Here is a 25,775-nt window from a genome sequence, read left to right as displayed (position 1 = left end):
AGACCCGGCCGTGCACCGCCGCAGTATTCCGGTATTTTGTGCGGCACTCGCGGAGTGCCGGGGGTGAAGAGGGCGTAGGGTGCTTCTCGGCCGCGATGTGTTGAGGCGGCCCGCGACGAGGTTGCTGTGGCCAAAGGGGCTCATGAGGCGTCTGGTGCTCTGAACCGATCTCGAGCCGGAACTGAACCGATCTCGATGAGAGGGGGCGGCGGGGTCCCTACTGGGTGGAGGCGGGGGACTCGATCCGCCACGTCGTCGCCTGCTCCTCCTCCCCGGTGACCAGCTGTCCGCCTCCGGAGGACAGGGCAAGGCCGCTGAGCTTGGAGCGGATCCTCACTCCGTCCTCCACCGGCAGGACGTGCCACCGGTACCGGCTGCCCGCGGTGTCCGTCCCGGTACCCGCCCCGGGGGAGGCCACCAGGCCCCCGCCCGCATAGCCGGTGGCGGACTCGGCGCCCAGCACGGCCCCCGACGGCGAAGCGAGCACATAGGTGAGATCGTCCTGGCGGCGCAGGCGCCAGCGAGTGTCCTCACCGGTGGAGGCGCTGAGCACGACGCCCGCAGAGCCCAGGGTCAGCGCCCGGCCCTCGGGGTCGAGGACGCGGACGTCTCCGTCCGGCTGCACCCGGGCGGGGGTCCGGTAGTAGGTGCGGACGTAGTCGATGTCGAAGGAGGCCGGCAGGGCGGAGTCCTGGACCCTGCCCAGGTGCCCCTCCAGGCTGAGGACCACGTGCCGGGACATGCGCCACAGGGAAGGGTCGGGGGCGGGCAGGCGCCAGGCGAGATGACGGTCCCAGTAGATGAGCACCTCGCCCTCCCGGCGCTCGACGCCGTAGAAGTGGTAGTCCGAGGAGACGTCATCGGCCGTCGGGTAGGTGTGCCCGCCGAAGGATCGGTGGCCGGCGTCGTTGCCGCCCGGCCAGATGTGCGTGGCCGAGGTCATGGCGTGGAAGTCGAAGGTCTCCTGGACGTCGATCTCCGGGTTCGGGTCGGCGGCCAGGGCGTTCTCGCCGCTGAGGGTGGAGGACTGGAGCCAGACGGCGGAGAGCACGCGGGCGGCTGAGGGCAGGGCCCTGGCGCGGACCTCCACGTAGCTGCACACGCCGGGGGTGTCGAAGACGGATTCCACAGCCCCGAAGGTGTGGCTGGCGCCGCCCCCGCCCCCGGATCCCTCGGCCCTGGCCCACAGGCGCAGGACGCCGTCGGAGACCTCCGCGTTCTCGTCGCGGAAGGCCCCGACCCCAGAGGTCGGGTACCACAGGCCGCGGTGCCAGCGGGCGGAGTCCAGAGGGGCGTCGAAGCCGTCGCTGAGGGAGTCGATGAGCGTCCACTCCTTCAGGTTGATGTCCGTTCCCTCTGCGCGGGCCGGGGCGGGCGGGCCCAGAAGGGGGAGCCCGGTCAGGACCGCCGCGGACAGGACGGCGCGACGTCGGCTCAGTGTCATCGAGGTCACCGGGGTCACCGGGGTCATCGGGGTCATCGTTCATGCTCCTTCGCACGACTCGGAGGGTCCTCAACGCACGGTAGACCTCGACGGAGACAGCGGGAAGATCCCCGCAGAATCTTGTGAAACGGATGTTTCACAGCTCGTGGACAGGCGAATGCGACCCTTCCTACGGTGGGCGCAGTCTGAGAGGGGGCCGATGCGGGCCGCCTCGTCTGGAGGTTCTGATGACTGCGATGACCGCACTGACTGCACCGGCAGCGGTGCCCGTCCGCGACCTGGGCATGGCGCGCCTGCGCATCCAGCCCGGCCGGCCCGCGGCGCTCGCGGTCGGCGGCAGCCCGGCCCACGTCCCGGCCCTCCCCCTGGTGGAGTGCCTGACTGTGGAGACCGGACGGGCCTTCGTGGATCACCGCCTGACCCGCACCGCGCAGGGGGCCGCCCTGCGGCCTGTCACCCTGGAGGAGAAGGAGGGGCCCTGGCCGCACCACCTGCTCACCCAGCGCGACGAGACCACCGGCCTGGTCGCCCTGACCGACCTGTGACGCCCCACCCCCGCCTCCCTGCGGGTGCGCACGCGAGTGCGCAACGACGGCGCCGCGCCCCTGCACCTGACCGCCCTCAGCATCCTGTCCGCCACCGTCCTGCCCGGCGCGCCCCTGGACGACCTCGACCTCATGACCGCGCCCTCGGCCTGGATGGCCGAGCAGCGCTGGCGCCACCAGCGCCTGGGGGAGGAGCTGGTCGACGTCGGGACCGCCGTCCACGGCCAGTCCCCCCGCGACACCCTGCGCCTGAGCGCGGAGTCCGGGTGGTCCTCCAGCCGCTGGGAGCCCGTCGGCATCCTCACCGACCCGGCCGGCGGCCAGGCCCTCGCCTGGCAGGTGGAGCACAACGGCGCCTGGACGGTGGAGGTCTCCCGCCGCGGCGGCGTCCTGGGCCTGGTGGTCTGCGGCCCCACCGACCTTCAGCACGGCTGGATGCGCGTCCTGCACCCCGGCCAGGAGGCGGCCACCCCCACCGCGGCCCTCGTCCTGTCCGACGGCGGCTGGCAGGGGGCCGCCGTCGAGCTCACGGCCTACCGCCGGGCCCTGCGTGAGCGCACGGCGCCCACCACCGACCCGGCCCCCGTCGTCTTCAACGACTACATGAACACCCTCATGGCCGACCCGACGGCGGAGCGCCTGGCCACCCTCGTGCCCGCGGCCGCCCGCGCCGGCGCCGAGGTCTACTGCATCGACGACGGCTGGCACTCCGACGAGGAGGACGGGGCCTGGTGGGACGCCGTCGGCGCCTGGGAGCCCTCCGCTCGCCGCTTCCCCGAGGGGCTTGGAGCCACTCTGGACCTCATCCGCGCGGAGGGGATGTCCCCCGGGCTGTGGATCGAGCCCCTCGCCGTCGGGGCGCGCAGCCCCTTGGCCCGCAGCCTTCCCGCTGAAGCCTTCATGCGCCGCGGCGGCAGCCTCCTCATCGAGCAGGGCCGCCTGCGCCTGGACATGCGTCACCCGGCCGCGCGCGAGCACCTCGACGCCGTCGTGGACCGGATGGTCGGCTACGGCATCGGCTACCTCAAGGTGGACGACAACTACTCCGCGGGCGCCGGGCCCGACGCCGGTGCCGACTCGGCCGGCGACGCCCTCCTGGAGCACTCCCGGGCGTGGGCCGGGTGGCTCGCCGCCCTGGGGCGGCGCCACCCGGGCCTGGTGGTTGAGAACTGCGCCTCCGGCGGCATGACCACCGACTACGCGCTTCTGGCCGCCGCCCGCCTCCAGTCCACCTCAGACCTCCAGGACCCCCTGCGCTACCCGCCCATCGCCGCCAACGCCCCCCTGACGGTCCTGCCCGAGCAGGCCGCCAGCTGGGGGTACCCGCAGCCGGGGATGAGCGACGAGGAGATCGTCTACACCCTGGTCACCTCCCTGGCCGGCTCCGTCTACCTCTCGGGGCACCTGGACCGGATGAGCGACCACCAGATCGCCCTGGTGCGCGCCGCCGCCGACCTGGCCAAGGCCCTGCGCACACACCTGTGCCGGGACGCGCCCTGGTGGCCCGCCGACGTCGCCGGCTGGAACGACCCCTGGGTGGTGGCCGCCCGCGCCGCCTCCCCGCACTCCCGCGAGGGGATCCTCCTGGTGTGGCACCGGCCCGGCCTGGGCTCCGGTGCGCCCGAGATCCTCCTGCCCGCGCTGGCGGACTGCGGCGTCGAGCAGATCTACCCGCCCCGTGACCTCGTCCCCGAGCCCGGCCTGCGCGCCGAGCCCGGTCCGCACGGGCTGCGCCTGACCGGCGCGGCCACACCCCTCGCCCGGGCCTACCTGGTCCGGTCCCACCACTGCGTCAATGACGCCGCATGAACGGAGAACCCATGAACCGCAGCCCCCTCAACCCGCTGACCGCGCCCGTGACCCGGCGCGCCTCCCTGGCCATGGCCGCCTCGCTCGTCGGCGCCATCGCGCTCGCCGCCTGCTCCGACCCTGGCAGCGGCGCCGCGGGCCAGGGCGCCCCGGCCTCCTGGCCGGCGGCCACGGACGGGCTCGACGGCGTCGAGCTGACCTTCTGGGCGGCCCAGTCCTCCGCCAAGATCCCCGCCACCGTGGTCAAGGCCTTCGAGGAGGCCACCGACGCGAGGGTCTCGATCGTCACCATCCCCGACCCCTACGAGCAGGGCGTCCAGACCAAGGTCGCCACCGGTGACCTCCCGGACCTGGCCATGTGGCAGCCCACCGCCTCCCAGCTGCTGAGCCTGGGCGCCAAGGAGCGTCTCCTGCCCCTGGACGGCGCCCCCTGGGAGGCCGCCACCGACGCCAGCGTCCTGGACGCCGGCGGCACGCTGGAGGGCACCCGCTACGCCGCCTTCATCTCCGCCCCCTCCGTCATGGGAGTGTGGTACAACAAGAAGGTCTTCGAGGCCAACGGCGTCACGATCCCCAAGAGCTTCGAGGAGCTCCTCACCGCGGCGCGCTCCCTCAAGGGCAAGGGCGTCACCCCCTTCTACGAGATGGGAGGCGAGTGGTGGGCCTCCCAGTGGGCCGTCCAGGTCCAGCTGGCCGACGCCGCCAAGGACGGCCTGTGGGACAGGGTCAACGCCAACGAGGACGCCTTCACGGGCACGGACATCCAGGGCGCCATTGACGCCTACAGCTCCATGATCGGCGAGGGCCTGTTCAACGAGGACATCAAGACCGCCACCTTCGACCAGCAGGCCAAAGCCCTCCTGGACGGCAAGGCCGCCATGGCCATCCAGGTCACCAGCCTCCTGGCCAATATGGCCGCCCAGGCGGACGCGAGCACCCTGGACTCCACCATCGGCTTCTTCCCGATCTCCAAGAAGGGTGCCCTGGCGACGTCCATCCCCGACCAGACCAACGCCGTCGTCGTCTTCGCCACCGGCGACTCCTCGCGCGAGACCGCCGCCCGCCAGCTCCTGACCTACTGGCTCTCCGAGGGCTACGCCGACTTCATCAAGGAGCAGAACACGGTCTCGATCATCTCGGGGGTTGACACCCCCGCCACGGCTCCCGCGGCCCTGGTGGAGTCCAACAAGACCCTGGCCTCCTCCGTGGGCTCCATGCAGTCCCTGGCCATTGCCAACCCGGACCTGGCCAAGAACCTGGGCGACATGATCGCCGGGACCAAGACGCCCGCCCAGGTGGGGCAGGAGACGCAGGCGCAGTTCGTCCAGCTCGCCAAGGCCATCGGCGCGAAGGGCTTCTGAGCATGGCGGCCGCACGAGGCGGGTCGCGGCGCGGCGTCCGCGGTTCGGGCGCCGCCCACCCCTGGGCCTTCGTCGTCCCGGCGTTCGCCGTGCTCGCGGTGTTCTTCCTGACCCCCACGCTGTACAACTTCGTCTACGCCTTCACGGACTGGTCCAGCTTCAAGTCCTCGATCCAGCCCACGGGGTGGAGCAACTTCGCCCAGCTGGCCTCCTCCGGCGACCTGCGCCGGTCCCTGGTGATCACCCTCCTGTACGCCGGCGGGGTGGCGGTCGTCCAGAACCTCTTCGGGCTGGGGCTCGCCCTCCTCCTGGAGCGGGACACGGCCGTCAACAAGGTCGTCCGGGTGGTCTTCTTCATCCCGGTCATTATGTCGGCCCTGGCGGTCGGCTACGTCTTCCAGGCCCTCCTCAAGCCCGACGGCGGAGTGAACCAGCTCCTGGGTCTGCTGACGGGCGGGCCGGTGAGCATCGCCTGGCTGGGCTCCACGCGCTGGACCCTGCTGGTCGTCATCATCATCCACGCCTGGAAGTGGATGGGCATGTCCATGCTCGTCTACCTGGCGGGACTCAAGACCATTGACCACCAGGTCCTGGAGGCCGCCCGCATCGACGGGGCCTCGCGCTGGCAGACCCTCACCCGGATCCGGATCCCGCTGATCGCCCCGGCCGTCACCTTCAATGTGGCCACGGCCCTCCTGGGCTCGATGAACTCCTTCGACATCGTCCAGGCCACCACCGGGGGCGGGCCCGGGGGCTCCACCGAGCTGCTCAACCTGTACATCTTCCGCACCTTCGGCCAGGGCCTGTACGCCCAGGCCACGACCATGAGCCTCGTGCTCTTCCTGGCCGTGGTCCTGCTGGCCTTCCCCGTCATCGGGATGCTCCGGCGTCGAGAGAGGAACATGGCATGAACCGCCTCAAGCGTGGAATCCAGCCGGTCGTCGCGGTGCTGCTGGCAGCCGTCCTGGTGGGAGTGCCGCTGTGGACGGTCCTGGTCACCGCCGGCAAGTCGCAGGCCGAGGCCCTCAGCCCGGATTTGTCCCTGCCCTCGCACTGGCAGCTGGGGGCCAATACGGCCGAGGTGGTCTCCCGTGCCCGCGTCGGAGCCGCCTTCATCGGCAGCCTGCTGCTCCTGGTCCCCTCCGTAGCCCTCGTGCTCGTCCTGGGTTCCATGGCCGCCTGGGTGCTGGCGCGCCGCTCGGGGAGGGCGGCGGCCGTGGTCTACGCCGTCGGCATCTGCGGGATCATCCTGCCGCCGGCCGTGGTGACCCTGGTGCTCCTGCTGCGCCAGCTGGGCCTGGCGGGGACCGCCGTGGGCATGATCTGTGCCTACGTGGGGATGTATCTGTCCACCGTCATCTTCTTCGTGACGGGCTTCGTGCGCACGGTCCCGGTCTCGCTGGAGGAGGCGGCGCGCATCGACGGCGCGGGGCCGCTGCGGGTCTTCCTCACCATTATCCTGCCGCTGCTGCGCCCGGTGCTGGCCACGGCGACCATTCTCATCAGCCTGTACGTGTGGAACGACGTCTTCTACGCCTTCTTCGTGGTGGGCGGGCACATGGACACCCTGCCGCTCAACCTCTTCGCGGTGGCGAGCGCAGGGGTGCACCTGAACAACTGGCATCTCATCTTCACCTACATCCTCCTCATGAGCGCCCCGCTGGTCGTGCTCTTCACCGTCTTCCAGCGGCAGATCATCTCGGGCATCACCTCCGGGGCCGTGAAGTAGGGGCGGTTGGGGCTGGGGCGTTGGGGTTGGGCCGACGACGCCGGCCAGGCGGGTCCGACTGGCCGACCCCAGGCCGGCCCTCGTCTGGCGGGCCCGATACGTGGAGGCCGCGCTGGCGGTCCCTCGCTCCGCGAGGGCGCCAGCGACGGTGAGTTCGACGTGGAAGCCGCACGCGGGAAGACGTGGTTCAGGCTGCGGGCATTCCGCCTCAGCCTTCTCCAAGTCACTCCGCGGTGCCCGCAGCCTCGCTGCGGTGGAGCCGGCAGCCCTCGGTGACGAGTTGCACGTGTCGACGCGCCGGCTGGTGACCGGGGGCAGGACCCTTATGAGGTGAGAGCCGCTGCACAACATGCCTTCGATCCTGACGCGGGCACGTACGCCTGTGATGCGGAGCCCGATCGGGCGACGCTTAAGAACATCGCGCTGCTCTACCGCCGGGCATCCTTCGCGTGAGCTCACGGCATAGAGGCCGGACCCCGCAGGAACTTCCTGCAGGTCGATGGCCTGGAGCGTCGCGAGGCCTCGCCGAGTCGGCCTCGGCTCGTACATGCGGGCGGGAGTTGCACATTCGATTGCTACCCGCTCCAGCTGGAAGCGCGGAATCATGCGGAAACGAAGTATCGGTGGTGAGCGAAGCACCGCTCCCATGTGCGCAGACCCCCTACGCGCACGTGGGAGCGTGTCAACGAGCTTTGACGACGTCGAAAAAAGCGCAGAATCTCAACGAAAATTAGCGTCCTGTCTCTGAAGTCGCTTCCTCCCATGTGCAACTGCGCCTCGACCCCGCTCCGAGCGCAGATGGAACGCTGAGAACACAGCCGTCAGGTCGCCATCGCCCGGCGGCCGTCCCGCCCGAGCGGATCGACGATTGGCTCACAACTGATCTCGGCGAGAGGGGCGGGCGGGGCGGGACAATGCCGCCATGGATCACGACATGCGCCCAGCTGCTCAGGGGTCTGCCGACAGCGAGCCGGTGGAGACGTCCGACCCGCCTGAGGGCGAGTGGCGGGCCAGCCGTCGGCCTCGGCCCGCTCCGCTGGACGAAGACGCCCCGGCCGACCGCCGCGAGGTCGGGGTGGGGCCCTGGCCGGGCGGGCGTGCGGCCTGGCCGGCCGATCCGCGCTACGACCGCGAGCTGCTCGCCTCGGGCGACCGGCGCAACGTCGTCGACCGCTATCGCTACTGGAGCGTCGAGGCGATCCGCGCCGACCTCGCCGCCCGCGCGCACCTGCTGCACGTGGCCGTCGAGAACGTGAGCCAGGACCTCAACATCGGCTCGATCGTGCGCACCGCCAACGCCTTCAACGTCGCCGGCGTCCACATCGTGGGCCGGCGTCGGTGGAACAGGCGCGGCGCCATGGTCACCAACCGCTACCTCGACGTGCGCCACCATCCCGAGCCCGCCGAGCTGCTCGCCTGGGCCACCGAGGCGGACTATGAGGCGGTCGCCGTCGACAACGGCCCCGGCTCGCGGCGGCTGGAGGGCGAGGCCCTGCCCCAGCGCTGCCTCATGATCTTCGGCTCCGAGGGCGAGGGAATCAGCCCCGAGCTGCTGGCGCGGTGCTCCCGCCTGCTGCGCATTGGCCAGTACGGCTCGACGCGCTCCATCAACGTGGCCGCGGCCGCCGCCGTCGCCATGCACGCCTGGATCCTCCAGCACGCCGGCCCCGCCCCGGACTGAGGCCTGAGACTCCCGCGGTCTACCTTGACCGCCGCGGGGCCCGTGGCCGAAGGACGGACCTGCGACCGCAGGTCCAGGGTGCTGCCGCGCCGCTCGGAACGCGGTCGCGCGGGCCGGGCCCCTCGGGTGGGGCCCGGCCCGCGCGGGGCGGGCGCCGAGCAATGCTGGGCGCCAGAGGCGCCGGCCGGCGTCAGGACTCGTCGGCGCCCTCGATCACGGGGTGCGAGGACGAGGCGTGCGTGACCTCGATCTTGCGAGGCTTGGCCTCCTCGGCAACCGGGATCGTCAGCGTGAGAACGCCGTCGGTGTACCGGGCCGAGATCTGGTCCAGCGCGAGCCCGTAGCCCAGGGTGAGCTGCCGGGCGAAGGTCCCGGACGGGCGCTCGTGGGCGAGCCACTGGATGCCCTCGGCGTCCTGGGCCGGACGCTCGGCGCGGACGGTGAGGGTGCGGTCCTCGACGTCGACATCGATCGTCGAGGGGTCAACCCCCGGCAGGTCGATGCGGGCGACGAAGGACTCGCCCTTCCTGTACAGGTCGAGGGGCATTCCCACGGACGCGGGGGTGCGGACCATGCCGCCCGTCAGCAGGCGGTCCAGGTCGCGGAACGGATCAAACGATGCTGCTGTCGCCATGTCAACCATCTCCATGCGGTCGCTGTGCCGGACTGTCCGGCACAGCTCCGGAAGGGCGCTTCCCGCGTTCCCTCCGGGTGGCTCCATTCTGGCACTCTCGATGCGAGAGTGCTAAGCAGTATCGCTCAGGGAGGAGCGCGATCGGCCGCGCGCGGCCGATCCGGGACCATGATCCGCTACACGGCCGCCCTGATCCGTGGAAGAATCAGTGGCACACCACTGCCCATTCACTGACTATCAGGAGGCACACAGTGGCTATTGCAACCCCGGAGTCGTACGCCGACATGATTGACCGCGCGAAGGCCGGCAAGTACGCCATCCCCGCGATCAACGTCACCTCGTCGCAGACTCTCTCCGCCGCTCTCAAGGGCTTCGCCGACGCCGAGTCCGACGGCATCATCCAGGTCTCCAACGGCGGCGCCGCGTACTGGTCCGGCTCCTCGCGCGCCGACCGCGTCAAGGGCTCCCTCGCCCTGTCCGCCTACGCCAACGCGGTTGCCGACCTCTACCCGGTGGGCGTCGTCGCCCTCCACACCGACCACTGCCCGCGCAAGCTGGTCGACGTCTGGCTCAGGCCCCTCCTCGAGATCGAGATCGAGCAGGCCAAGCGCGGCGAGCCGACCGCCTTCCAGTCTCACATGTGGGACGGCTCCGCCGAGAGCCTCGAGGACAACATCAAGATCGCCGTCGAGCTGCTCGCCATGAGCAAGAAGGCCAACACCATCCTGGAGATCGAGATCGGCGCCGTCGGCGGCGAGGAGGATGGCATCAAGGGCGAGGAGAACGCCAGCCTCTACACCACGGCCGACGACGCGTGGGCCGCCGTCGAGGCCCTCGGTCTGGGCGAGAACGGCCGTTACACCACGGCGCTGACCTTCGGCAACGTGCACGGCGCCTACAAGCCCGGCCACGTCAAGCTCCGCCCCGAGCTCCTCGGCGAGATCCAGGACGACGTCGCGAGGCGCCTCGGCGACCGCCTGAAGACCAAGGTCGGGGACAAGGGCTCCCCCTTCGACCTGGTCATGCACGGCGGCTCCGGCTCCACAGCCGAGGAGATCGCCACGGCCGTGCGCAACGGCGTCATCAAGATGAACGTGGACACCGACACCCAGTACGCCTTCACGCGTCCGGTCGCCGACCACATGTTCAAGAACTACGACGGCGTCCTCAAGATCGACGGCGAGGTCGGCAACAAGAAGGTCTACGACCCCCGCTCGTGGGGCAAGGCCGCTGAGAACGGCATGGCCGCCCGCGTGGTCGAGGCCTGCGAGCGTCTCGGCTCCGTCGGCTCCGCCAAGCGCTGAGACCGGCCGGGCGCTGCCCGCGTCGAGATAGACATTTTCGGACGAGATAGGCGGTGTCGCCGTCTATCTCGTCCGAAAATGTCTATCTCGACAGGCATGATCGGAGGCGAGGCATGGGACAGCACGGCGCGCCGGGACAGCCGGGGCGCATTCTGGGTGGTCGTGATCACCCTAGCGATTCCCGCGGCGCTGCGGGCGATCAACTTGTTCCGACGCCGGACGGTGCTGAGCGCGAGCGGCATCGAGCTGCACCGGCTGGTGTGGACCGAGCGGCGGCCGTGGCCGGCGGCTCTGCCGGGCGGTTGAAGTCTGCGGAGGGGTGGCGGCGAGCCGGCGGGCGCCCGTCGAGATCGGTCGAGTTCCGCGTCGAGATCGGTTCGGGGTGCCCGCCTCAGTCGGCCGGGGCGGGTGCCGGGACTGCGATCGGGTGCAGTGCTCGGGCGCCCGCGCGGAGCAGGCCGGAGTGCGTCGGGACGTGAACGTGCCTTTCTCCCGTCCTTCTGAGGTCTACCCCCAGAAGGATGGAAAGGTACGTTCACGTGACGAACCTCCGTTGACGTTGGGACCCGCCGCCCGCCCGGAGCGTCTCACGAAGGCTTCCTCCCCCCGTGTGAAACCTCAACCGCGGCCCTCCCAACGGCCCCGACCGCGGCCTGCCGACGCTGCCACTCAGGTAGGCTGGCGATCGGCGCAGACGCTTGTGCGCCACCGTCACGAACAGGGGAGAAGCCCATGCCAGCTGTTGTCGTCGTCGGGACTCAGTGGGGGGACGAGGGAAAGGGCAAGGCGACCGACCAGCTCGGCCAGGACGTCGACTACGTCGTCAAGTTCAACGGCGGCAACAACGCCGGCCACACCGTCGTCGTCGACGGCGAGGCCTTCGCCCTGCACCTTCTGCCTGCGGGCGTGCTCACGCCTGGCGTCACGCCCATGATCGGCAACGGCGTCGTGGTGGACCTCGAGGTGCTCTTCAACGAGATCGCCGAGATCGAGGCGCGCGGCAAGGACGCCTCGGCCCTGCGCGTCTCCGCCTCGGCCCACCTCATCCCCTCATACAACCGGGTGCTGGACCGCACCACCGAGCGCTTCCTCGGCGCTCGTCACCTGGGCACCACGGGGCGGGGCATCGGACCGACCTATGCGGACAAGATGAACCGCGTGGGTTTGCGCGTCCAGGACCTTTTCGACGAGTCGATCCTGCGCCAGAAGGTCCGCTCCGCGCTGGACCAGAAGAACGGCCTGTTCCTCAAGGTCTTCAACCGCCCGGCCATCGACCCCGACGAGGTCGCCGACGATCTCCTGACCTACGCCGACCGTGTGCGCCCCATGGTCGTGGACTGCTCCCTGGTTCTCAATGAGGCCCTCGACGCCGGCAGGACCGTCCTGTTCGAGGCGGGTCAGGCCACCATGCTCGACATCGACCACGGCACCTACCCTTTCGTCACCTCCTCCAGCCCCACTGCCGGCGGCGCCTGCACCGGCACGGGCGTGGGGCCGACCCGCATCGACTCCGTCGTCGGCGTCGTCAAGGCCTACACCACCCGTGTGGGGGAGGGTCCATTCCCCACCGAGCTGCACGACGACATGGGCGAGCGCCTGCGCACCGAGGGCGGGGAGTACGGGGTGACCACCGGGCGGCCGCGCCGCTGCGGCTGGCACGACGCCGTCGTCACCCGCTACGCGGCGCGTGTCAACGGGCTCACCGACCTGGTGATGACCAAGCTGGACGTGCTGACCGGGCACGAGACCATTCCGGTGTGCGTGGCCTACGACGTCGACGGCGAGCGCACCGACGAGATGCCGCTGACCCAGACCGGCTTCCACCACGCGGTGCCGGTCTACGAGGAGATGCCCGGCTGGAGCGAGGACATCACCGGGGTGCGCGCCTTCGCCGACCTGCCGCGCGCCGCCCGGGACTATGTGCTGCGCGTCGAGGAGCTCGCCCGCACGCGGGTGGCCGCTGTCGGCGTGGGGCCGGGGCGCGAGGCCACCATTACACGTCACGCGCTGCTCGGCTGATCCGTTCCCGACGCCGGGGGCTGCCGGTGGCTGGAACCGCCGGGGCCGACGCGAGCTGAGCAGGGCCCGGACGGGGAATGATGCGGCGACCCGCCGCCTTCCGGGTGACGGGCCGCCGCAGCATAGGGCCGGCGGGCCGGGGCCGCTGGTGGTCCAGCAGCCGCGCGCTCGGCTCTAACCGGTGAAGGATCCCGGCTGCTGGCCGGGCGGCGGGGCCAGCTGCTGGTTGAGCGGGGCCGGCTGCTGGCCGGGCGGCGGGGCCAGCCGTGCGAGGTTGGCCCGCTTATTCCTGCGGACGCGCAGCACGACGACGAGCGCAATGCCGCCTCCGATGACGAGAACGGCAATGGCGCCGACGGCGACCCATATCCAGGGTTGGCTCGGGGAGTCCTTGCCCGTGGCCGTCACCGATGTGCCGGTGCTGAGTCCGGTCCAGGTCGCACTGTTTCCGTCGGTCTTACCGCCCTCGCTGGCTTTCACGGCCTTGCCGGGGAAGTTCACGGTCATGGTGGCGTCATCGAGATCGGCCTTCGTCGTCGCCGAGAAGATGAATTTGCCGTTCTCGTGGGATATTGACCAGGAGATGCTGGAGGTGCCCTCGGGCGGGATGTTCGTGGTTGATATCTTGCATGCAGGCTCTCCGTCCTGCTCTATCTGCTCGACGGTGGCCGGGTTCGGACCCTCGATGGTGGGGAAGTTCTCCTTCCTGCAGAACTGGGAGAATGCCTCGCCCGGCAGGCCGGAAGCGGTCATAATCAGGGTGAGGTCCACCTCGTCCTCACCACGGATCGTGAACTCGTAGTTCGCCTTCAGCTGCGGATTGAGCATGTCGGCTGCGGAGGTGGGCGCGATGCCGACCAGAGCGAGCGCGCATAGTACGATCAGTGTAAGAGCGGTGCGGGTCGATCTGGCATGGGATCTCATGCCCGCAGTTTATGCCGGTCCCCGTACGCGGCGCTCGGACCTGAGGAGTCGGCCTTCCAGCGCCCCGGGGAGTCGAGCGCCCAGCCCGCCCCACCCCGCAGCCCTCCGCCCTCGCGCGGCCCCCTTCGCCCGCCGAGATCGATCGAGTTCCGCACCGAGATCGGTTCGCAGAGCCCGGCGTCCGCCGAGGACCCCGCCGCCCAGAGCCAATCGTCTGGCTCGGGGGCTCAGTACTGACCGTTGGGGTAGTAGGGCTGCTGGCCCTGGCCCGGCTGACCGGGCTGGGGATAGCCGGGCTGGCCGGGCTGAGGAGCGTAGCCGGGCTGGCCGGGCTGGGCGTAGCCGGGCTGGCCGGGCTGGGCGTAGCCGCCCTGGGTGTAGTCCGGCTGGCCGGGCTGGGGATAGCCGGGCTGGCCGGGCTGAGGAGTGTAGCCCGGCTGGGCGTAGCCGCCCTGGGTGTAGTCCGGCTGGCCGGGCTGAGGGTAGCCGGGCTGGCCGGCCTGAGGGTTGTAGCCCGGGGCCATGCCGGGGTTCGCCATGGGGGCGCCGGGGTAGACCGCCTGCTTCTTCTTCTGCACGACGAGGACGTAGTAGGAGATCCCGCCGGCAGTTGCGAGGAGCACCAGAACGACAAGGGCAATGGCGAGGTAGGGCGTGCTGTGGTCGGCCCCAGTGGCTTTGAGGTCTTTCTTCTCCTTGTCGGCCTGCTTCCACGTGGCGGTGTTCCCGGACTTCTTGCCGTCGCCGGAGACAGATGAGACCTTGCCCGGGAAGGTCACCGATACCTCTGCGCTATCGTAATACGAGAAGGCTGAGTCGCTGCTCGTGTAGGTGAACTCCTTGCCCTCGTGGTCGATCTCTCCAGGGAAGTGCCTGTTGTACTGCGACATGGATATGTTATTGGCGGTGACCGTGCATGTGTCGCTCTTGGAGTCGTAGTCCGTCTTGAGCTTTTCCTTGACGTCAGAGTCGAGGCTGTCTAAGGAACTGGCATCTTCGCATGATGAGCGACTGATAGAGCTGCTCGAGAATGCGATCTTCACTTTGATGTTGTTCTCTTTGATGATCTCGATCGAGACAGTGAGCGAGTCCGAGGAGGCGGCAGCGGTGGGCGAGATGCCGATGACGCCGATGAGGGCGAGGGCTGGAACGACCACGGCTGCGGCGAGCCGGCGAAGAACGTGGGGGAAGTGCATGGTCCCATAGTCTACGGAAGTGACGGCTGGACGTGTGCGGTATGTGGCGCCGTAGGCGCGCGACTCGGCGTTCCCGCGGCGACTTCGCCACCGTCGTTCGCCCGGTTGCCGGTGCCGAGGCTGAACGAACGTGATGCAGACCACGAATCAGTGTCGGGTGCTGGGATTGTACGGTTGCTGGCCCGGCTGACCCGGCCCGGGCTGGGTGTAGCCATAGCCGCTCTGGGTGTAGCCCGGCTGGGCGGGTGTTCGAGACAGGTCGCGGGCGCTCACCGGTGCGGTGGCGTCGGAGTGTGTTCTCCTGCGGTTGAGAACGATGAGCGCAATGACACCGCCGGTGACGAGAGCAGCGACGCCGCCCGCGATGATCCATGCCCAGAACAGGCGCTGGGAGCTTCTGTCTCCGATGGAGCCCCCGTTGCTCTTGTCTTTGTCTGGGGCTGGATTTCCTGCTGAGTCCTCACCCTCTGCCCTGAGCGAGCTGAGAGTGTCGATGTCGGACCAGGTGACCTTGTTCCCGTCCGCTTGGGCGTGCTCGTCGCTGCTTATGACTTTGCCGGGGAAGGCGACCTTGATGGTCGCGCCGATGCCCTTCATGCCGGAGAGGTCGGAGGCTTCAAATACGTATGTGCTGCCCTCGTGCCTGATGTTCAGTCCTTCGCCATTCTTCGAGCCGTCGATATTTGTGTCGAATATGGACAGGACGCACTGATCCCCCTGGACCCTCGTGGTGACGTCGGCGGTCGAGTCGTCGACGGTTATCAGGTCCTTATCGCAGTAGAGACTGGGGGGAGTGTCGGCATTCCTCATAGTGAACGTCATGTCGAAGGTGTCCTGCTCGTGGATGTCGAACTCGAAGGAACTCGTGACGCTCCTGGATTCGGGGGCGGCGGTGGCGGCAGGAGGTGTGCTGGTGACGCCAATGATGCTGAGAGCAAGGGCGGCCGTCGCTGCGCTGAGTCGGTGCAGCCTGGTGCGGAGAGGGGCGCGCATGCAGGAGAGCCTACTGGACGGGAGGGTCGAGATGCGCCATCCCGGCGACGCGGTGGGATCGTTTTCCTGTTTGTCCTGTCATCTGGGAGGAAGTGCGGTTCCGGTCTCGGACCTATCGAGGCTGAGAGAATGCAGGTTCAGTACTGTTGATTGGGGTGGTACGACTGCTGGCCGGGCTGGCCGGGCACCTGGGGCTGGCCGGGCACCTGGAGCTGGCCGGGCTGGCCGGGCACCTGGGGCTGGCTGTAGATGTCGACTGGCGCACCGAGCCGCTTCTTCTTGCGGTTGGACAGCACGACGACGGCCGCGATACCGCCTCCGATGACGATGACGACAAGAGCTCCGACTATGATCCATGTCCAGGAAGAGTCCGAAGAGTCCCAGAGCAGCCCTGAAGACTTAGAGTCCCTGCCTTCGGCGCTGATCGATTTGAGAGAGTCGAGATCAGGCCAGGTGGCGGTGTTTCCGCTGACCTTCGCATTGTCGTCAGCCTTGGTCACTTTTCCGGGGAAGGTGACCGACATGGTCGAGTCGATGTCTTTTATCTCGAAAAAGTCAGATGCCGAGAAAAAGTACTTATTGTCCTTATGCTCGATGCTCATACTGGCGTCATCGTTCATATTGGCGATCTTTATGCCGGTAAAGGTCATGATGCACTGATTGTCTTTGGTCTCCACGTCGACGGTGACGTCGGGCTGATCCTCGAATTTCATCGAGTCCGTCAGGTCTTTTGTGCAGTAAGAGCTGGGGGAGCTTCCCTCGACCTCCATCGTGACGGTCACGTCGACCGTCTCGTTCTCATGGATTTCAATCTGGTATGCGGCCGTCATCTTCACATCGCTCGGACTGGGGGCAGCGGCGGCGGGTGGGGCGCTGGCAGTGCCGATGAGGATGAAGGCGAGGACGCCCATCGCCGCTGTGAAACGATGTAGATGTAGGCGAGTGCGGACAAGACTGCTCATGACGGTGAGTCTACGGTATGAGGGAGAATTAATGCACCCGTGCCGCGGGTCGGGATTTTGAGCGGCCGGCCTGATGCTCCACAGAGACGCCCGGCCTCCGGGCGCGGAGGTCGGGCAAGGGGGTGCGCGGGGCCGGGCTCGATACCGGCGGCCGGGGCTGCGGAGGAATCGGGCCAGCGGCCTGACTGGCGGTTGGGTGCGGGCAGAGACTGGTCGTAGACATCGGACAAGCGCGGGGACGGCCGAAGTCGCGCTGATCCGACGAAGAGCGTGGAGGACGTATATGTGCGTGAGTCCCGGGTCCATGGAAGCGGCTGCTGGAGGCGCGCGGTGCTACCGGCTTGCGGTGCATCGTCATTGAGAATCACCATTGAGAGGGGAGAAGCGGCCCGGTTTCGGGGGTGCGCAGATGATATGGGCATCAGTACCGTTGATAGGGATTGTACGACTGCTGGTCGGAGTGGTCGTCGCTCGGCGGCCAGGACTGGGTGGGGCCAGGGGATTCCTGGCTGGGCCGGCTGTAATCGGGCTGGCTGTACCAGGGCTGGCCGTAGCCCGGCTGGCTGTGCCCCGGCTGGACGTAGCCCGGGCGTCCGTAGTCCGCCTGGCCGCACCCTGGCTGTGTGGGTCCCTGCTGGGCGTACTCGGAACCAGGCTGAGCGTGATCGGGTTGGCTGTACCCGGACTGCCTATAGCTTGGTTGGCCGTAGCCGGGCTGAGCATGCCCGGACTGCTCGTAAGCGGGCTGAGGAATTCCCGGTTGGTAGAGTTGATAGGGTGTGCCGGGTTGGTTGTAGGGGCCGGGCGGGGCGCCATTCGCTGAGTGTTTCCTGCGGGTGACCATGATGACGGTGAGCGCAGCTCCGCCTCCGACAATCATGACCGCGATGGCTCCGACGCCAATCCATGCCCAGGGCGGATCGGGGGAGTCTCTCCCGACCGCGTGCAAGTCTTCGTTCGCGTTCAGGTAGTTGTCCCAGGTCACCGTGCTTCCACTTGTCTTTGCGTTTCCCGACGCCTCGATGACCCTGCCGGGAAAAGTTACTGTGTACCGGGAGTCCAGGCCCTCGTACCTGTTATTGAAATCGGTGGACGGCACCGTTATCTCGAACTTTCCGTCGCTGTGCGTGATGGACGGGTTCTCATGAGGGCTGGAGAATTCTGATAGGGGAACCGCCTCTGCGTCTACCTGGCAGGCCGGATGTCCTTTGTACTCGGTGAGGGTGTAGGTGGGCTTCAGCTTGCTGGAGGGTGGGGCGCTGTTGGCCGTCCCTTTTGCTGAGCAGGCGGACTCCATTATTTCTTTGTCGAGGCCCCAGAAAACCGCTGTCAGGTCGACCGTGTCATTGGAGTGGATGGTGACATCGTAATTGATGCCGCATGCGCTCAGGGCGAGTAGGGCTGGAATAATGAGGGTGAGGCCGAGCCGACGAAGGGCTGCGGAAGCCATGGCGCGCATGCTCAGTAGTCTACGGATGCGTCGAGCTTTTGGAAGCCCGTTCGGGCCAGGACGGAAGCGGATGCCGATCCAGGGCGGCCGACCACGGCCGCCTCAGGACCGATCTCGAGCCGGAACCGGACCGATCTCGGCGCGGAAGTGAACCGATCTCGGCGAAGGGGAGGGCCCGGCTTGGCGACCCGGCCTAGCGAGTCAGCGCTGGGAGCCCTTGCGAGGACCCCGCTTCTTCGACCCGGGACGCCGATCCTCGGCCGAGCCGCGCTCTGCCCACCCGGCCGCCGACCGGCGTCGGCGCACCGCGACCACCGCGACCACCGCGACCACCGCGACCGCGGCGAGCCCCGCGGCCGCGGTGCCGGCAGCGATCCACGCCCCGAAGCGCTCCAGCACGCCCAGCCCCTCGTCCGGTGTCGCATAGCCAGAGGCGCTCACGCCGCTGGTGAGGCTGTCGGAGCCCTCCCAGGTGACCGTGCGTCCCGACACGCTGCCGCCGCCGGCGTCGACGACGGCGCCCGGGAAGGTGACCGACAGGCGGGCGTCGACGGCGGCGGCGAGCGGCTCAGCAGTGGAGGCGGCGCCGGCGTCGGACGTGGCGGGAGCGCCGTCGAGGCCGGTGGCGATCGGGGAGACGGTGACGATATAGCGGTCGCCGTCGCGCATGACGAGCGGGACCGTTCCGGAGCCGGCGGCCTCATCGGCGTCGGGAATCCTGACGCCGGTCGCCTTCACCTCGCAGCCCACGCCCTCGCTGTCGTCGGCCGAGCCGATCGGGGTCGCAGTGACGTCGGCGCCGTCGGAGGTGCCCACGACGGAGGGGTCGGCGTAGTCCTGGCAGTCGGTGTCGGCGGTCAGCACGCTGCCGGTCGTGTCGCGCAGGACGAGGGTGGCGTCGTAGGTGTCGGAGGGGCTGATGGTCATGTCCATGTGGGCCGTGCAGGCGGACAGGCTGAGCGCCGCGGCCACGGCCGCCATGAGGATCGGGGCAGTACGACGTCGGTTCTTCACGCCTTCGACGCTACACGGGGCGCAGATGTGTCCGGAAACACGGGACGCGTGTGGCGTGTGTGACGATTGGGGCGCTGCTGGGACCTAAGGGGGCGTGACCGAAGTCGGCGGTTGGGAGAGGATTGGGAGTGTCAGCCAGTGTTTCAAGACACCCAGGAAGGGACCCACATGACTGTGTCTGAGAAGGATGTGCGCGCGGCCGCGCCGGCCAACGCGCCCGAGGATGTCATCGCGTTCGTCGCCCGCCTCGCCGAGCTCGGCAAGCCGGAGAAGGTGCACTTCTGCGACGGCTCCGACGCCGAGTGGGACCGCCTGACCTCCGAGATGGTCGAGTCGGGCATGTTCACCCGCCTCAACCCGGAGAAGCGGCCCAACTCCTTCCTCGCCCGGTCGCTGCCGAGCGATGTCGCCCGCGTCGAGTCCCGCACCTTCATCTGCTCCGAGAAGGAGGAGGACGCCGGTCCGACCAACAACTGGTACGACCCGGCGGAGATGAAGAAGATCCTCAACGAGAAGTTCGACGGCACCTACGTCGGCCGCACCATGTACGTGATCCCCTTCTCCATGGGGCCGCTGGGCGGGCCGATCTCCCAGCTGGGCATCGAGATCACGGACTCGCCCTACGTGGTGGTCAACATGCGCATTATGACGCGCATGGGCGCCGCCGCCATGGACCTCATCGGCGAGGGCCGCACCTGGGTGCCCTGCGCGCACTCCGTGGGCGCGCCGCTCCAGCCGGGCGAGAAGGACACCGCCTGGCCCTGCAACGACGAGAAGTACATCACCCAGTTCCCGGAGACCAACGAGATCTGGTCCTACGGCTCCGGCTACGGCGGCAACGCCCTGCTGGGCAAGAAGTGCTATGCGCTGCGCATCGCCTCGACCATGGCCCGCCGCGACGGCTGGATGGCCGAGCACATGCTCATCCTGCGCCTGACCCAGGAGAGCACCGGCAAGCAGTACCACGTCACCGCCGCGTTCCCGTCCGCCTGCGGCAAGACCAACCTGGCCATGCTCCAGCCCACGATCCCCGGCTACAAGGTCGAGACCGTCGGCGACGACATCTCCTGGATGCGCCCCGGCCCGGACGGCCGCCTGCGCGCCATCAACCCGGAGGCCGGCTTCTTCGGCGTCGCCCCGGGCACGTCCTACAAGACGAACCCGATGGCCATGGAGACCATGAAGGCCAACTCCATCTTCACCAACGTCGCCCTGACCGACGACGGCGACGTGTGGTGGGAGGGCATCGACGCCCCGCTGCCGGACCACCTCATCGACTGGCAGGGCAACGACTACACGCCCGCCGACGCCGAGGCCGGTAAGAAGGCCGCGCACCCGAACTCGCGCTTCACCACGCCCGCCTCGCAGTGCCCGATCATCTGCCCCGACTGGGAGGCCCCCGAGGGCGTTCCGGTCGACGCCGTCCTGTTCGGCGGCCGCCGAGCCACCAACGTGCCGCTGGTCGCCGAGCAGTACGAGCCCGCCCACGGCGTGTTCATCGGCGCCTCCGTGGCGTCCGAGGTCACCGCGGCCGCCCTGGACGCCAAGGTCGGCTCGCTGCGCCACGACCCCTTCGCCATGCTGCCCTTCTGCGGCTACAACATGGCCGACTACTGGGGCCACTGGCTGGCGATGCAGGACGAGCTGGGCGAGAAGTTCCCCAAGGTCTACCAGGTCAACTGGTTCCGCAAGGACGAGGACGGCAAGTTCCTGTGGCCCGGCTACGGCGAGAACTCCCGCGTCCTGGACTGGATCGTGCGCCGCGCCGGCGGCGAGGTCGAGGCCGTCGAGGGCGTGACCGGCCTGTACCCGAAGTTCGAGGACTTCAACCTCGACGGCGTGGACGTCGATGAGGCCACCTGGGACAAGATGTATGACATCGACCCGGACGCCTGGGCCGCCGAGATGGAGGACACCGAGGAGTACTTCAAGCAGTTCGGCGACAAGGTGCCCGACGCCGTCAAGGCGCAGCTGGACAAGTTCCGTGAGCGCATCGCGGCCGCCAAGGCCAAGAAGGCCTGAGTCGGCCGGCTGCTAGTCCGGGCCGGCCCGGCGGCTGAGTCCGAGGCCGACGGTGCCCGGCCGCCTCCCATCGCGGAGGCGGCCGGGCGCCGTTGTGCGCCGTCGGTCGGCTCCGCGATGTCGACGATCATGAGCGAGGCGGACCGACCGGATGGTGATGACGTCGACCTGATCGCGGCAGACGCCGTCCGGGTCGATTTCACGCGGGGTGCGGGCCGGGAGAAAGATCGAGGCTGATCGGAGATGAACACTGAGGACGAGCCCCGGGAGGCTCGACCGCCCAGTGTCGAGTGGCGCACGTACCGGGGCCATGACTGGCTCCTCATCGAGCCCCGGGGATCCCACACGGCTGGTATCAGTATTGCCTACGGCGAGCTCGATGAGGCCGTTGAGGACATGGGTGTGCTCCGGTACCTTGCCGCGGCGATGCGGGCGGAGCTGGTGCGGCCGGTGGAGACCGGTCCCGGTCATGTGGGATTCCCCGATGTGCAGGTGAGCGCTGCTCCATCGAACCTCGACATCGTGATCGGTGGCGATCTTGACGTTGTGGCGGGTGCTATGAAACGGCTGGAGGAGTTCTTCTCCAGGCCCGAGCTGCCCGATGAGGTGGGCGACGAGGACGTCGCCCACCACTATCAGACTGAGGACCTGGTGCTGCGCTTCGGCGCCAACAGCTGGACGCTGCATCAGCCGGGTGTCAAGCAGGATGAGGTGCAGGTCAAGGCACGCAGTCTTCTCGCCCGGCTCGATCCGACAACGGGCTCCTGCGCGCACGTGCTGATCGCTGACGATGTGCTGCTCGTCGGCTGCGCCTTCAGCAGCCCGCCTGCTGGCGTTGCGGCGGTCGGGACATCCCCGGGCGGGCCTGAGACGTCGGTCGAGATCATCCGAAGCATTGCTGATGACCCGAATCAGCGGTGCGGCACCGTACTCAGCGCTGAGCGCGCGCATGAGCTCATGACTGCGGTTACTGCGAACTCCGTTGCGGGTGACAGCGCCCTCTATCTTCTGGCAGGACTGCTGGACAGGACTCTCTCCGCTCTTCCCCGGGGGCTGGTGGGCGACGAGGGGCTGCAGTTCGTGCAGCTTCTGTTGGGCCGCGTGATCCTGTTCCGCGTCAGCTCCCCGACGCGCATCGAGGGCGAGTGGCTGCCTGAGATTCATCACCGCATCTCCCAGCTGCCCCGAGTGGTCAGCGATGATCAGGTTCGGCGCGCCATCGAGAGGGCCAGACCGTCGATGTCCGAGAAGCATCGTGCGATGATTCGCTTGCACGGCGTCGAGGATCGGATGGACGTCGGCGTGGATGAGGTCCGGTACGCCTACCTGCAGCTCCTGGACACGATCCACCTCATCGATGATCCGCGGAGGACACCCGAGGAGGGCTACCCGTGTCTGGTGGAGGATCTTAAGGCTCCCCGTCGACCGGGACTGGTGGCCCCGGGGTGGCGCAGTATGGAGGCGCCGAGCAGCAACCATCTTCAATGGGATTGTCTTCCGCACCGAGTGGCGATCAGGGGAGGGCGCTTGGCGACATGGGTGGCGCGGGACGTCGCGAGCTATTATGCGCCACGGGTTGTGGATCTGGATCATCTTGAATGCGTGCTGCGCGATTCCTGTGGTGGATACCGGGTGGTCGATCGTTCGGGGCGTCAGGCGACCGTCAATCCCAGGTTCTTCAAGCGTGGTCGGAGCCTGCAGCGCCGTCTTGACGCGGCGCTCGCCGGTGTACCCGTACTGTCGTGCGATTTCGATACCGGATACCGGCATTATATGGAGGCGAGGAAGCGGAGGCTTGAGCAGGGGCGCAGGCGGCGCGCCGTGCGACGCGTGGTCTGCGTGGCCCCCCTGCTGCTGGTCGGCGGCTACGTATTCTCCTACTGGCTGCGCATGGCGGATGTCGTGGATACCACTGTTCCGTTGGGGCAGTCGGTGACGCTCAGCAACGGGACGGTTGCGCGCGCGGAGACCTATGGCCTCCGCGATTCCGATGTGAATCCAAGAAGGCATGCGTATGTGTTGGAAATGTGTGGAGGAAGGGATACGAGGGCGTCCAATGCCTCTGCTTCCTCTCAGCGTGAAATGTATGTAGATAGAGTCTTACTTCATTGGGACGGCAGTGATCATAGCGTCACGCCGAGTCAGTTGGTCAGCGATGCTGATGATGACGAGGAGTGGGTGAATGTCCTTAAGGAGGGTCAATGCGTAAAGAGAAAAGTTGCATTTGTAACGGGAGAGCTATCGGATGACGCTTTCCTCGAGTTCACCAACTCCGCTGGAGACAGGATCGCCTGGGAGATTCCCTGAGCCTAGCCGATTCCCTACGATCTCCCCGTGCCTGCGGGGAGCGACCGGGCGGAAACCGTCGGGGGCGGCGTCGGACCCATCGGGCTCGAGGAGCCCCCGGGCAGCTCGGGCACCCAGGCGCCGTCGTGCGTCCGGCCCGGGCCTTCCCCGCAGGGGGTCGGCGGAGTTTCTGGGGGTGTGGGGGTTTCGGTGTGCTTGCGCGGGTGCGGCGTGGTTCTTGGTGACGGTGGAGGGCGTTGAGGCTGCCCCTGGCAGTCCAGGGACGCAGGCTCATCGCGGTGGACGGCAGGACCGTGCGCGGCGCCCGTAGCGGCGACCAGGCCGCCCCGCACCTGCTGGCGGCCCTGGACCACGCCACCGGAACGGTCCTGACCCAGCGCAAGGTGGCGGACAGGTCCAACGAGATCCCCGCCCTGCCCGAGCCGGTCGAGCCCCTGGCCTGGACGGGGCCGTGATCACCGCCGACGCCATGCGCACCCAGGCCGCCACCGCGGCCTGGACCGACTTCCCCGCAGCCGCCCAGGTCCTCCAGGTCGGGCGCACCAGGACGATCAAGGACCCAAGGAGCAAGGGCGGCAACGGCTCGGGCAGCGCCAGGAAGACCACTGTCGAGGTGGTCTACCTGACCTGCTCCCTACCTGCTGACCAGGCCCACCCCCGGGCGGTGGCTGACCTGGGTCCAGGGGCACCGGGGAACAGAGAACCGCCTCCGCCGGATCCAAGACGCCACCCTCGACGAGGACCGCCACCAGCCGCGCACCGCAGGCGGCCCACAAGTCATGGCCACCCTGAGGAGCGCCGCCACCAGCCTCATTCGCCTGACCCACGGCCCCGCCAGCCCATCGCCACCACCAGATCCCCGGCAAGACACCCCGGACAAGCCATCAGACTGCTCACCCAACCACCCACCTAAACCAACTTTGCCGACCCCCTGGCCTTCCCCTGCCCGCGCCGCCGTCCTGGATGTCCGTCACGATGACATTGGCCGCACCGGGCGGACGCGGCGGCGGGGCGAGCGTTGGAATCCTGCGGATCGTGTGGCGGGGAGCTGCTCCTTCCGGCTCCAATGTCATTCTGACGGACACGGACGGGAGCACATGACCCGCTGAGGTCGCCAGAATCCATCCGTATGGGAGCGCCAAGGGCTGCGGAGAGTTATCCACAGGCGCGCTCCTCCCTGGCGCCGCTTCCCGCACGCGGCCGACAATCGTTCCATGGACGACGACGTCTTGCTCTCCCGTGTCGGCGCGGCCCGGGGCGCCGTGCGCCGGGCTGATCTGCACCTGACTCGAAATGAGCGCAGGTACCTTGAGCGGCTCGTTGAATCGGGCCGCCTCCGGCTCCACCCCCACGGCGTTGTCGCCGTCCCCAATGCCGACCGACGTGTGCTGGTGGCCCGCATCCACCGCGGTCTCATCACCTGTGAGCACGCCGCTGCCTACTACGGCCTGCCGCTGCTCGGCGCTCCGCGGGAGATTCACGTGCTGGCTCCCCAGGGCAGTAAGATTCCTTCGGTTGGTGGCGAGCGTGTTCATGAGGTTCGGGGGCGTTCTATTCTTCCGCCGACCGCTTTCCCGGTCGTTTCTGTGGAGCACTGTGTGGCCGACCTGCTGTGCTGCGGCGATGAGCGGACCTCGCTCGTGGTCGCAGACGCCGCCTTGCACCGCGGTACGACGAGGGCACAGGTGCTTGCGCATCTGCGAGGGCCGCGACGGGCTCGGGGTCGCCTTCGGCTGGGGCGGGCCAGTGGTCGGGCCCGCAGCCCGCTGGAGACACTGGCTCGCATCCAGCTGCGGGCAGCTGGTCTGGATGTGGCCGACGGTGTCGTCATCGCTGGAGTCGGAGAGGTCGATCTGGTGGTGGACGGCTGGCTGGTTGTCGAGCTGGATGGGTTCACCTTCCATTCTGATCCGTGGACCTTCGACCAAGATCGGCGACGGGACCGCGAGCTCGTCCGACGGGGCTATGCCGTCGTCCGCTTTACCTCGAACGACGTGCGTTCGGGCAAGATCGTCACGGAGGTCCGCAGGATCGTTGCGGCTCGCCCGGAGACGGGCGGGCCCCGGCCGGCATGAGATCGGTATGGGGCACGACGGCGTGGGGCCGGTTCGCTCTGCCGTCCTGGATGTCCGTCAGAATGACATTGGCCGCACCGGGCGGGCGCGGCGGTGGGGCGAGCGTTGGAATTCTGCGGATTGTACAGCGGGGCACGACGTCGTCCGATTCCAATGTCATTCTGACGGACAAGGACGGGAGTGATTTGCCAGCGGATGCGGGTGTTAGGGCGTGTGGTGGCAAGGGCAGTCGCTTCTGATGCTCTCGGGCCGGAGCGAACCGATCTCGGCGCGGAACTCGACCGATTTCGACGAAAGTCGGCTGCG

21 protein-coding genes are annotated in these 25,775 nt (G+C 68.5%); 13 read left to right on the top strand and 8 right to left on the bottom strand.

Features of this window, described 5'->3' with window-relative positions; all coding sequences use genetic code 11:
• Positions 1-217 precede the first annotated feature (217 nt).
• A complete protein-coding gene (locus O145_RS03795) occupies positions 218-1,480 on the bottom strand; it encodes a LamG domain-containing protein (RefSeq protein ID WP_052374632.1) in 1,263 nt (420 codons plus the stop codon).
• A 200-nt stretch (positions 1,481-1,680) separates the two neighbouring features.
• Between O145_RS03795 and O145_RS17030 the strand changes: the two genes are divergently transcribed.
• From O145_RS17030 to O145_RS03765, 6 genes are all read left to right on the top strand, one after another.
• Positions 1,681-1,989 carry a hypothetical protein gene (locus tag O145_RS17030; protein WP_156966592.1) on the top strand — a complete coding sequence of 103 codons (309 nt, stop codon included), beginning with the start codon at positions 1,681-1,683 and terminating at the stop codon, positions 1,987-1,989.
• A 24-nt stretch (positions 1,990-2,013) separates the two neighbouring features.
• Positions 2,014-3,798: a glycoside hydrolase family 36 protein gene (locus O145_RS03785; RefSeq protein WP_229118331.1), complete on the top strand. Its 1,785-nt coding sequence runs from the start codon at positions 2,014-2,016 to the stop codon at positions 3,796-3,798.
• Positions 3,799-3,809: 11 nt separating this feature from the next.
• Positions 3,810-5,159, top strand: a complete 1,350-nt coding sequence (locus tag O145_RS03780; protein WP_229118330.1) for an ABC transporter substrate-binding protein — start codon at positions 3,810-3,812, stop codon at positions 5,157-5,159.
• Positions 5,160-5,161: 2 nt separating this feature from the next.
• Positions 5,162-6,070: a carbohydrate ABC transporter permease gene (locus tag O145_RS03775; RefSeq protein ID WP_043559935.1), complete on the top strand. Its 909-nt coding sequence runs from the start codon at positions 5,162-5,164 to the stop codon at positions 6,068-6,070.
• On the top strand, positions 6,067-6,888 hold the full coding sequence (locus tag O145_RS03770) for a carbohydrate ABC transporter permease (RefSeq protein WP_043559933.1): 822 nt from the start codon (positions 6,067-6,069) through the stop codon (positions 6,886-6,888). The genes O145_RS03775 and O145_RS03770 overlap by 4 nt, the downstream gene beginning before the upstream one ends.
• A 934-nt stretch (positions 6,889-7,822) precedes the next feature.
• Positions 7,823-8,569, top strand: a complete 747-nt coding sequence (locus O145_RS03765) for a TrmH family RNA methyltransferase (RefSeq protein WP_156966594.1) — start codon at positions 7,823-7,825, stop codon at positions 8,567-8,569.
• A gap of 190 nt (positions 8,570-8,759) precedes the next feature.
• Here O145_RS03765 and O145_RS03760 read toward each other — a convergent pair whose 3' ends face one another.
• On the bottom strand, positions 8,760-9,212 hold the full coding sequence (locus O145_RS03760; protein WP_084682355.1) for an Hsp20/alpha crystallin family protein: 453 nt from the start codon (positions 9,210-9,212) through the stop codon (positions 8,760-8,762).
• A gap of 242 nt (positions 9,213-9,454) precedes the next feature.
• Here O145_RS03760 and fbaA point away from each other — a divergent pair, with 242 nt between their 5' ends.
• The 3 genes from fbaA (at position 9,455) to O145_RS03745 (ending at position 12,526) form a co-directional block, all read left to right on the top strand.
• Positions 9,455-10,507 (top strand): class II fructose-bisphosphate aldolase, encoded by a 1,053-nt coding sequence (gene fbaA, locus O145_RS03755; RefSeq protein ID WP_043559930.1) that lies wholly within the window; start codon positions 9,455-9,457, stop codon positions 10,505-10,507.
• Between the two features lie 78 nt (positions 10,508-10,585).
• Positions 10,586-10,813, top strand: coding sequence for a hypothetical protein (locus tag O145_RS03750; protein ID WP_043559928.1), 228 nt, complete (start codon positions 10,586-10,588; stop codon positions 10,811-10,813).
• 426 nt (positions 10,814-11,239) lie between these two features.
• Positions 11,240-12,526, top strand: coding sequence for an adenylosuccinate synthase (locus O145_RS03745; protein WP_043559927.1), 1,287 nt, complete (start codon positions 11,240-11,242; stop codon positions 12,524-12,526).
• Between the two features lie 174 nt (positions 12,527-12,700).
• On the opposite strand, the gene O145_RS03740 is transcribed toward O145_RS03745, so the two are convergent.
• The 6 genes from O145_RS03740 to O145_RS03720 form a co-directional block, all read right to left on the bottom strand.
• Positions 12,701-13,450, bottom strand: a complete 750-nt coding sequence (locus tag O145_RS03740) for a DUF5129 domain-containing protein (RefSeq protein ID WP_229118329.1) — start codon at positions 13,448-13,450, stop codon at positions 12,701-12,703.
• 227 nt (positions 13,451-13,677) lie between these two features.
• Entirely contained in the window at positions 13,678-14,646 is a 969-nt protein-coding gene (locus O145_RS03735; RefSeq protein WP_156966591.1) for an LppM family (lipo)protein, read from the bottom strand.
• 147 nt (positions 14,647-14,793) lie between these two features.
• Positions 14,794-15,639, bottom strand: a complete 846-nt coding sequence (locus O145_RS03730; RefSeq protein ID WP_043559925.1) for an LppM family (lipo)protein — start codon at positions 15,637-15,639, stop codon at positions 14,794-14,796.
• 137 nt (positions 15,640-15,776) lie between these two features.
• Positions 15,777-16,601, bottom strand: coding sequence for an LppM family (lipo)protein (locus tag O145_RS03725; RefSeq protein WP_156966590.1), 825 nt, complete (start codon positions 16,599-16,601; stop codon positions 15,777-15,779).
• Positions 16,602-17,022: 421 nt separating this feature from the next.
• Entirely contained in the window at positions 17,023-18,060 is a 1,038-nt protein-coding gene (locus O145_RS17935) for an LppM family (lipo)protein (RefSeq protein WP_156966589.1), read from the bottom strand.
• 192 nt (positions 18,061-18,252) lie between these two features.
• A complete protein-coding gene (locus O145_RS03720) occupies positions 18,253-19,065 on the bottom strand; it encodes an LppM family (lipo)protein (RefSeq protein WP_229118328.1) in 813 nt (270 codons plus the stop codon).
• A gap of 168 nt (positions 19,066-19,233) precedes the next feature.
• Here O145_RS03720 and O145_RS03715 point away from each other — a divergent pair, with 168 nt between their 5' ends.
• The 4 genes from O145_RS03715 (at position 19,234) to O145_RS03700 (ending at position 25,469) form a co-directional block, all read left to right on the top strand.
• Complete coding sequence (locus O145_RS03715) at positions 19,234-21,087, top strand: phosphoenolpyruvate carboxykinase (GTP) (RefSeq protein ID WP_043559922.1); 1,854 nt, start codon at positions 19,234-19,236, stop codon at positions 21,085-21,087.
• Between the two features lie 243 nt (positions 21,088-21,330).
• Positions 21,331-23,394, top strand: coding sequence for a hypothetical protein (locus O145_RS03710; protein ID WP_043559920.1), 2,064 nt, complete (start codon positions 21,331-21,333; stop codon positions 23,392-23,394).
• A 236-nt stretch (positions 23,395-23,630) separates the two neighbouring features.
• Complete coding sequence (locus O145_RS18890; protein ID WP_052374627.1) at positions 23,631-23,849, top strand: hypothetical protein; 219 nt, start codon at positions 23,631-23,633, stop codon at positions 23,847-23,849.
• 759 nt (positions 23,850-24,608) lie between these two features.
• A complete protein-coding gene (locus tag O145_RS03700) occupies positions 24,609-25,469 on the top strand; it encodes a DUF559 domain-containing protein (RefSeq protein WP_052374626.1) in 861 nt (286 codons plus the stop codon).
• Positions 25,470-25,775 lie beyond the last annotated feature (306 nt).

Source organism: Actinomyces israelii DSM 43320 (assembly GCF_000711965.1).
Taxonomy (GTDB): domain Bacteria; phylum Actinomycetota; class Actinomycetes; order Actinomycetales; family Actinomycetaceae; genus Actinomyces; species Actinomyces israelii.
The sequence above is the reverse complement of the archived record's forward strand: the minus strand, read 5'-3'. Positions and strand labels throughout refer to the sequence as shown.

What these genes read in the sequence shown, in the direction of transcription:
- O145_RS03795 (WP_052374632.1), bottom strand. Translation starts at nt 1,480, where the DNA reads ATGACCCCGATGACCCCGGTGACCCCGGTGACCTCGATGACACTGAGC.
- O145_RS17030 (WP_156966592.1), top strand. Translation starts at nt 1,681, where the DNA reads ATGACCGCACTGACTGCACCGGCAGCGGTGCCCGTCCGCGACCTGGGC.
- O145_RS03780 (WP_229118330.1), top strand. Translation starts at nt 3,810, where the DNA reads ATGAACCGCAGCCCCCTCAACCCGCTGACCGCGCCCGTGACCCGGCGC.
- O145_RS03775 (WP_043559935.1), top strand. Translation starts at nt 5,162, where the DNA reads ATGGCGGCCGCACGAGGCGGGTCGCGGCGCGGCGTCCGCGGTTCGGGC.
- O145_RS03770 (WP_043559933.1), top strand. Translation starts at nt 6,067, where the DNA reads ATGAACCGCCTCAAGCGTGGAATCCAGCCGGTCGTCGCGGTGCTGCTG.
- O145_RS03765 (WP_156966594.1), top strand. Translation starts at nt 7,823, where the DNA reads ATGCGCCCAGCTGCTCAGGGGTCTGCCGACAGCGAGCCGGTGGAGACG.
- O145_RS03760 (WP_084682355.1), bottom strand. Translation starts at nt 9,212, where the DNA reads ATGGTTGACATGGCGACAGCAGCATCGTTTGATCCGTTCCGCGACCTG.
- O145_RS03750 (WP_043559928.1), top strand. Translation starts at nt 10,586, where the DNA reads ATGTCTATCTCGACAGGCATGATCGGAGGCGAGGCATGGGACAGCACG.
- O145_RS03745 (WP_043559927.1), top strand. Translation starts at nt 11,240, where the DNA reads ATGCCAGCTGTTGTCGTCGTCGGGACTCAGTGGGGGGACGAGGGAAAG.
- O145_RS03740 (WP_229118329.1), bottom strand. Translation starts at nt 13,450, where the DNA reads ATGAGATCCCATGCCAGATCGACCCGCACCGCTCTTACACTGATCGTA.
- O145_RS03735 (WP_156966591.1), bottom strand. Translation starts at nt 14,646, where the DNA reads ATGCACTTCCCCCACGTTCTTCGCCGGCTCGCCGCAGCCGTGGTCGTT.
- O145_RS03730 (WP_043559925.1), bottom strand. Translation starts at nt 15,639, where the DNA reads ATGCGCGCCCCTCTCCGCACCAGGCTGCACCGACTCAGCGCAGCGACG.
- O145_RS03725 (WP_156966590.1), bottom strand. Translation starts at nt 16,601, where the DNA reads ATGAGCAGTCTTGTCCGCACTCGCCTACATCTACATCGTTTCACAGCG.
- O145_RS17935 (WP_156966589.1), bottom strand. Translation starts at nt 18,060, where the DNA reads ATGCGCGCCATGGCTTCCGCAGCCCTTCGTCGGCTCGGCCTCACCCTC.
- O145_RS03715 (WP_043559922.1), top strand. Translation starts at nt 19,234, where the DNA reads ATGACTGTGTCTGAGAAGGATGTGCGCGCGGCCGCGCCGGCCAACGCG.
- O145_RS03710 (WP_043559920.1), top strand. Translation starts at nt 21,331, where the DNA reads ATGAACACTGAGGACGAGCCCCGGGAGGCTCGACCGCCCAGTGTCGAG.
- O145_RS03700 (WP_052374626.1), top strand. Translation starts at nt 24,609, where the DNA reads ATGGACGACGACGTCTTGCTCTCCCGTGTCGGCGCGGCCCGGGGCGCC.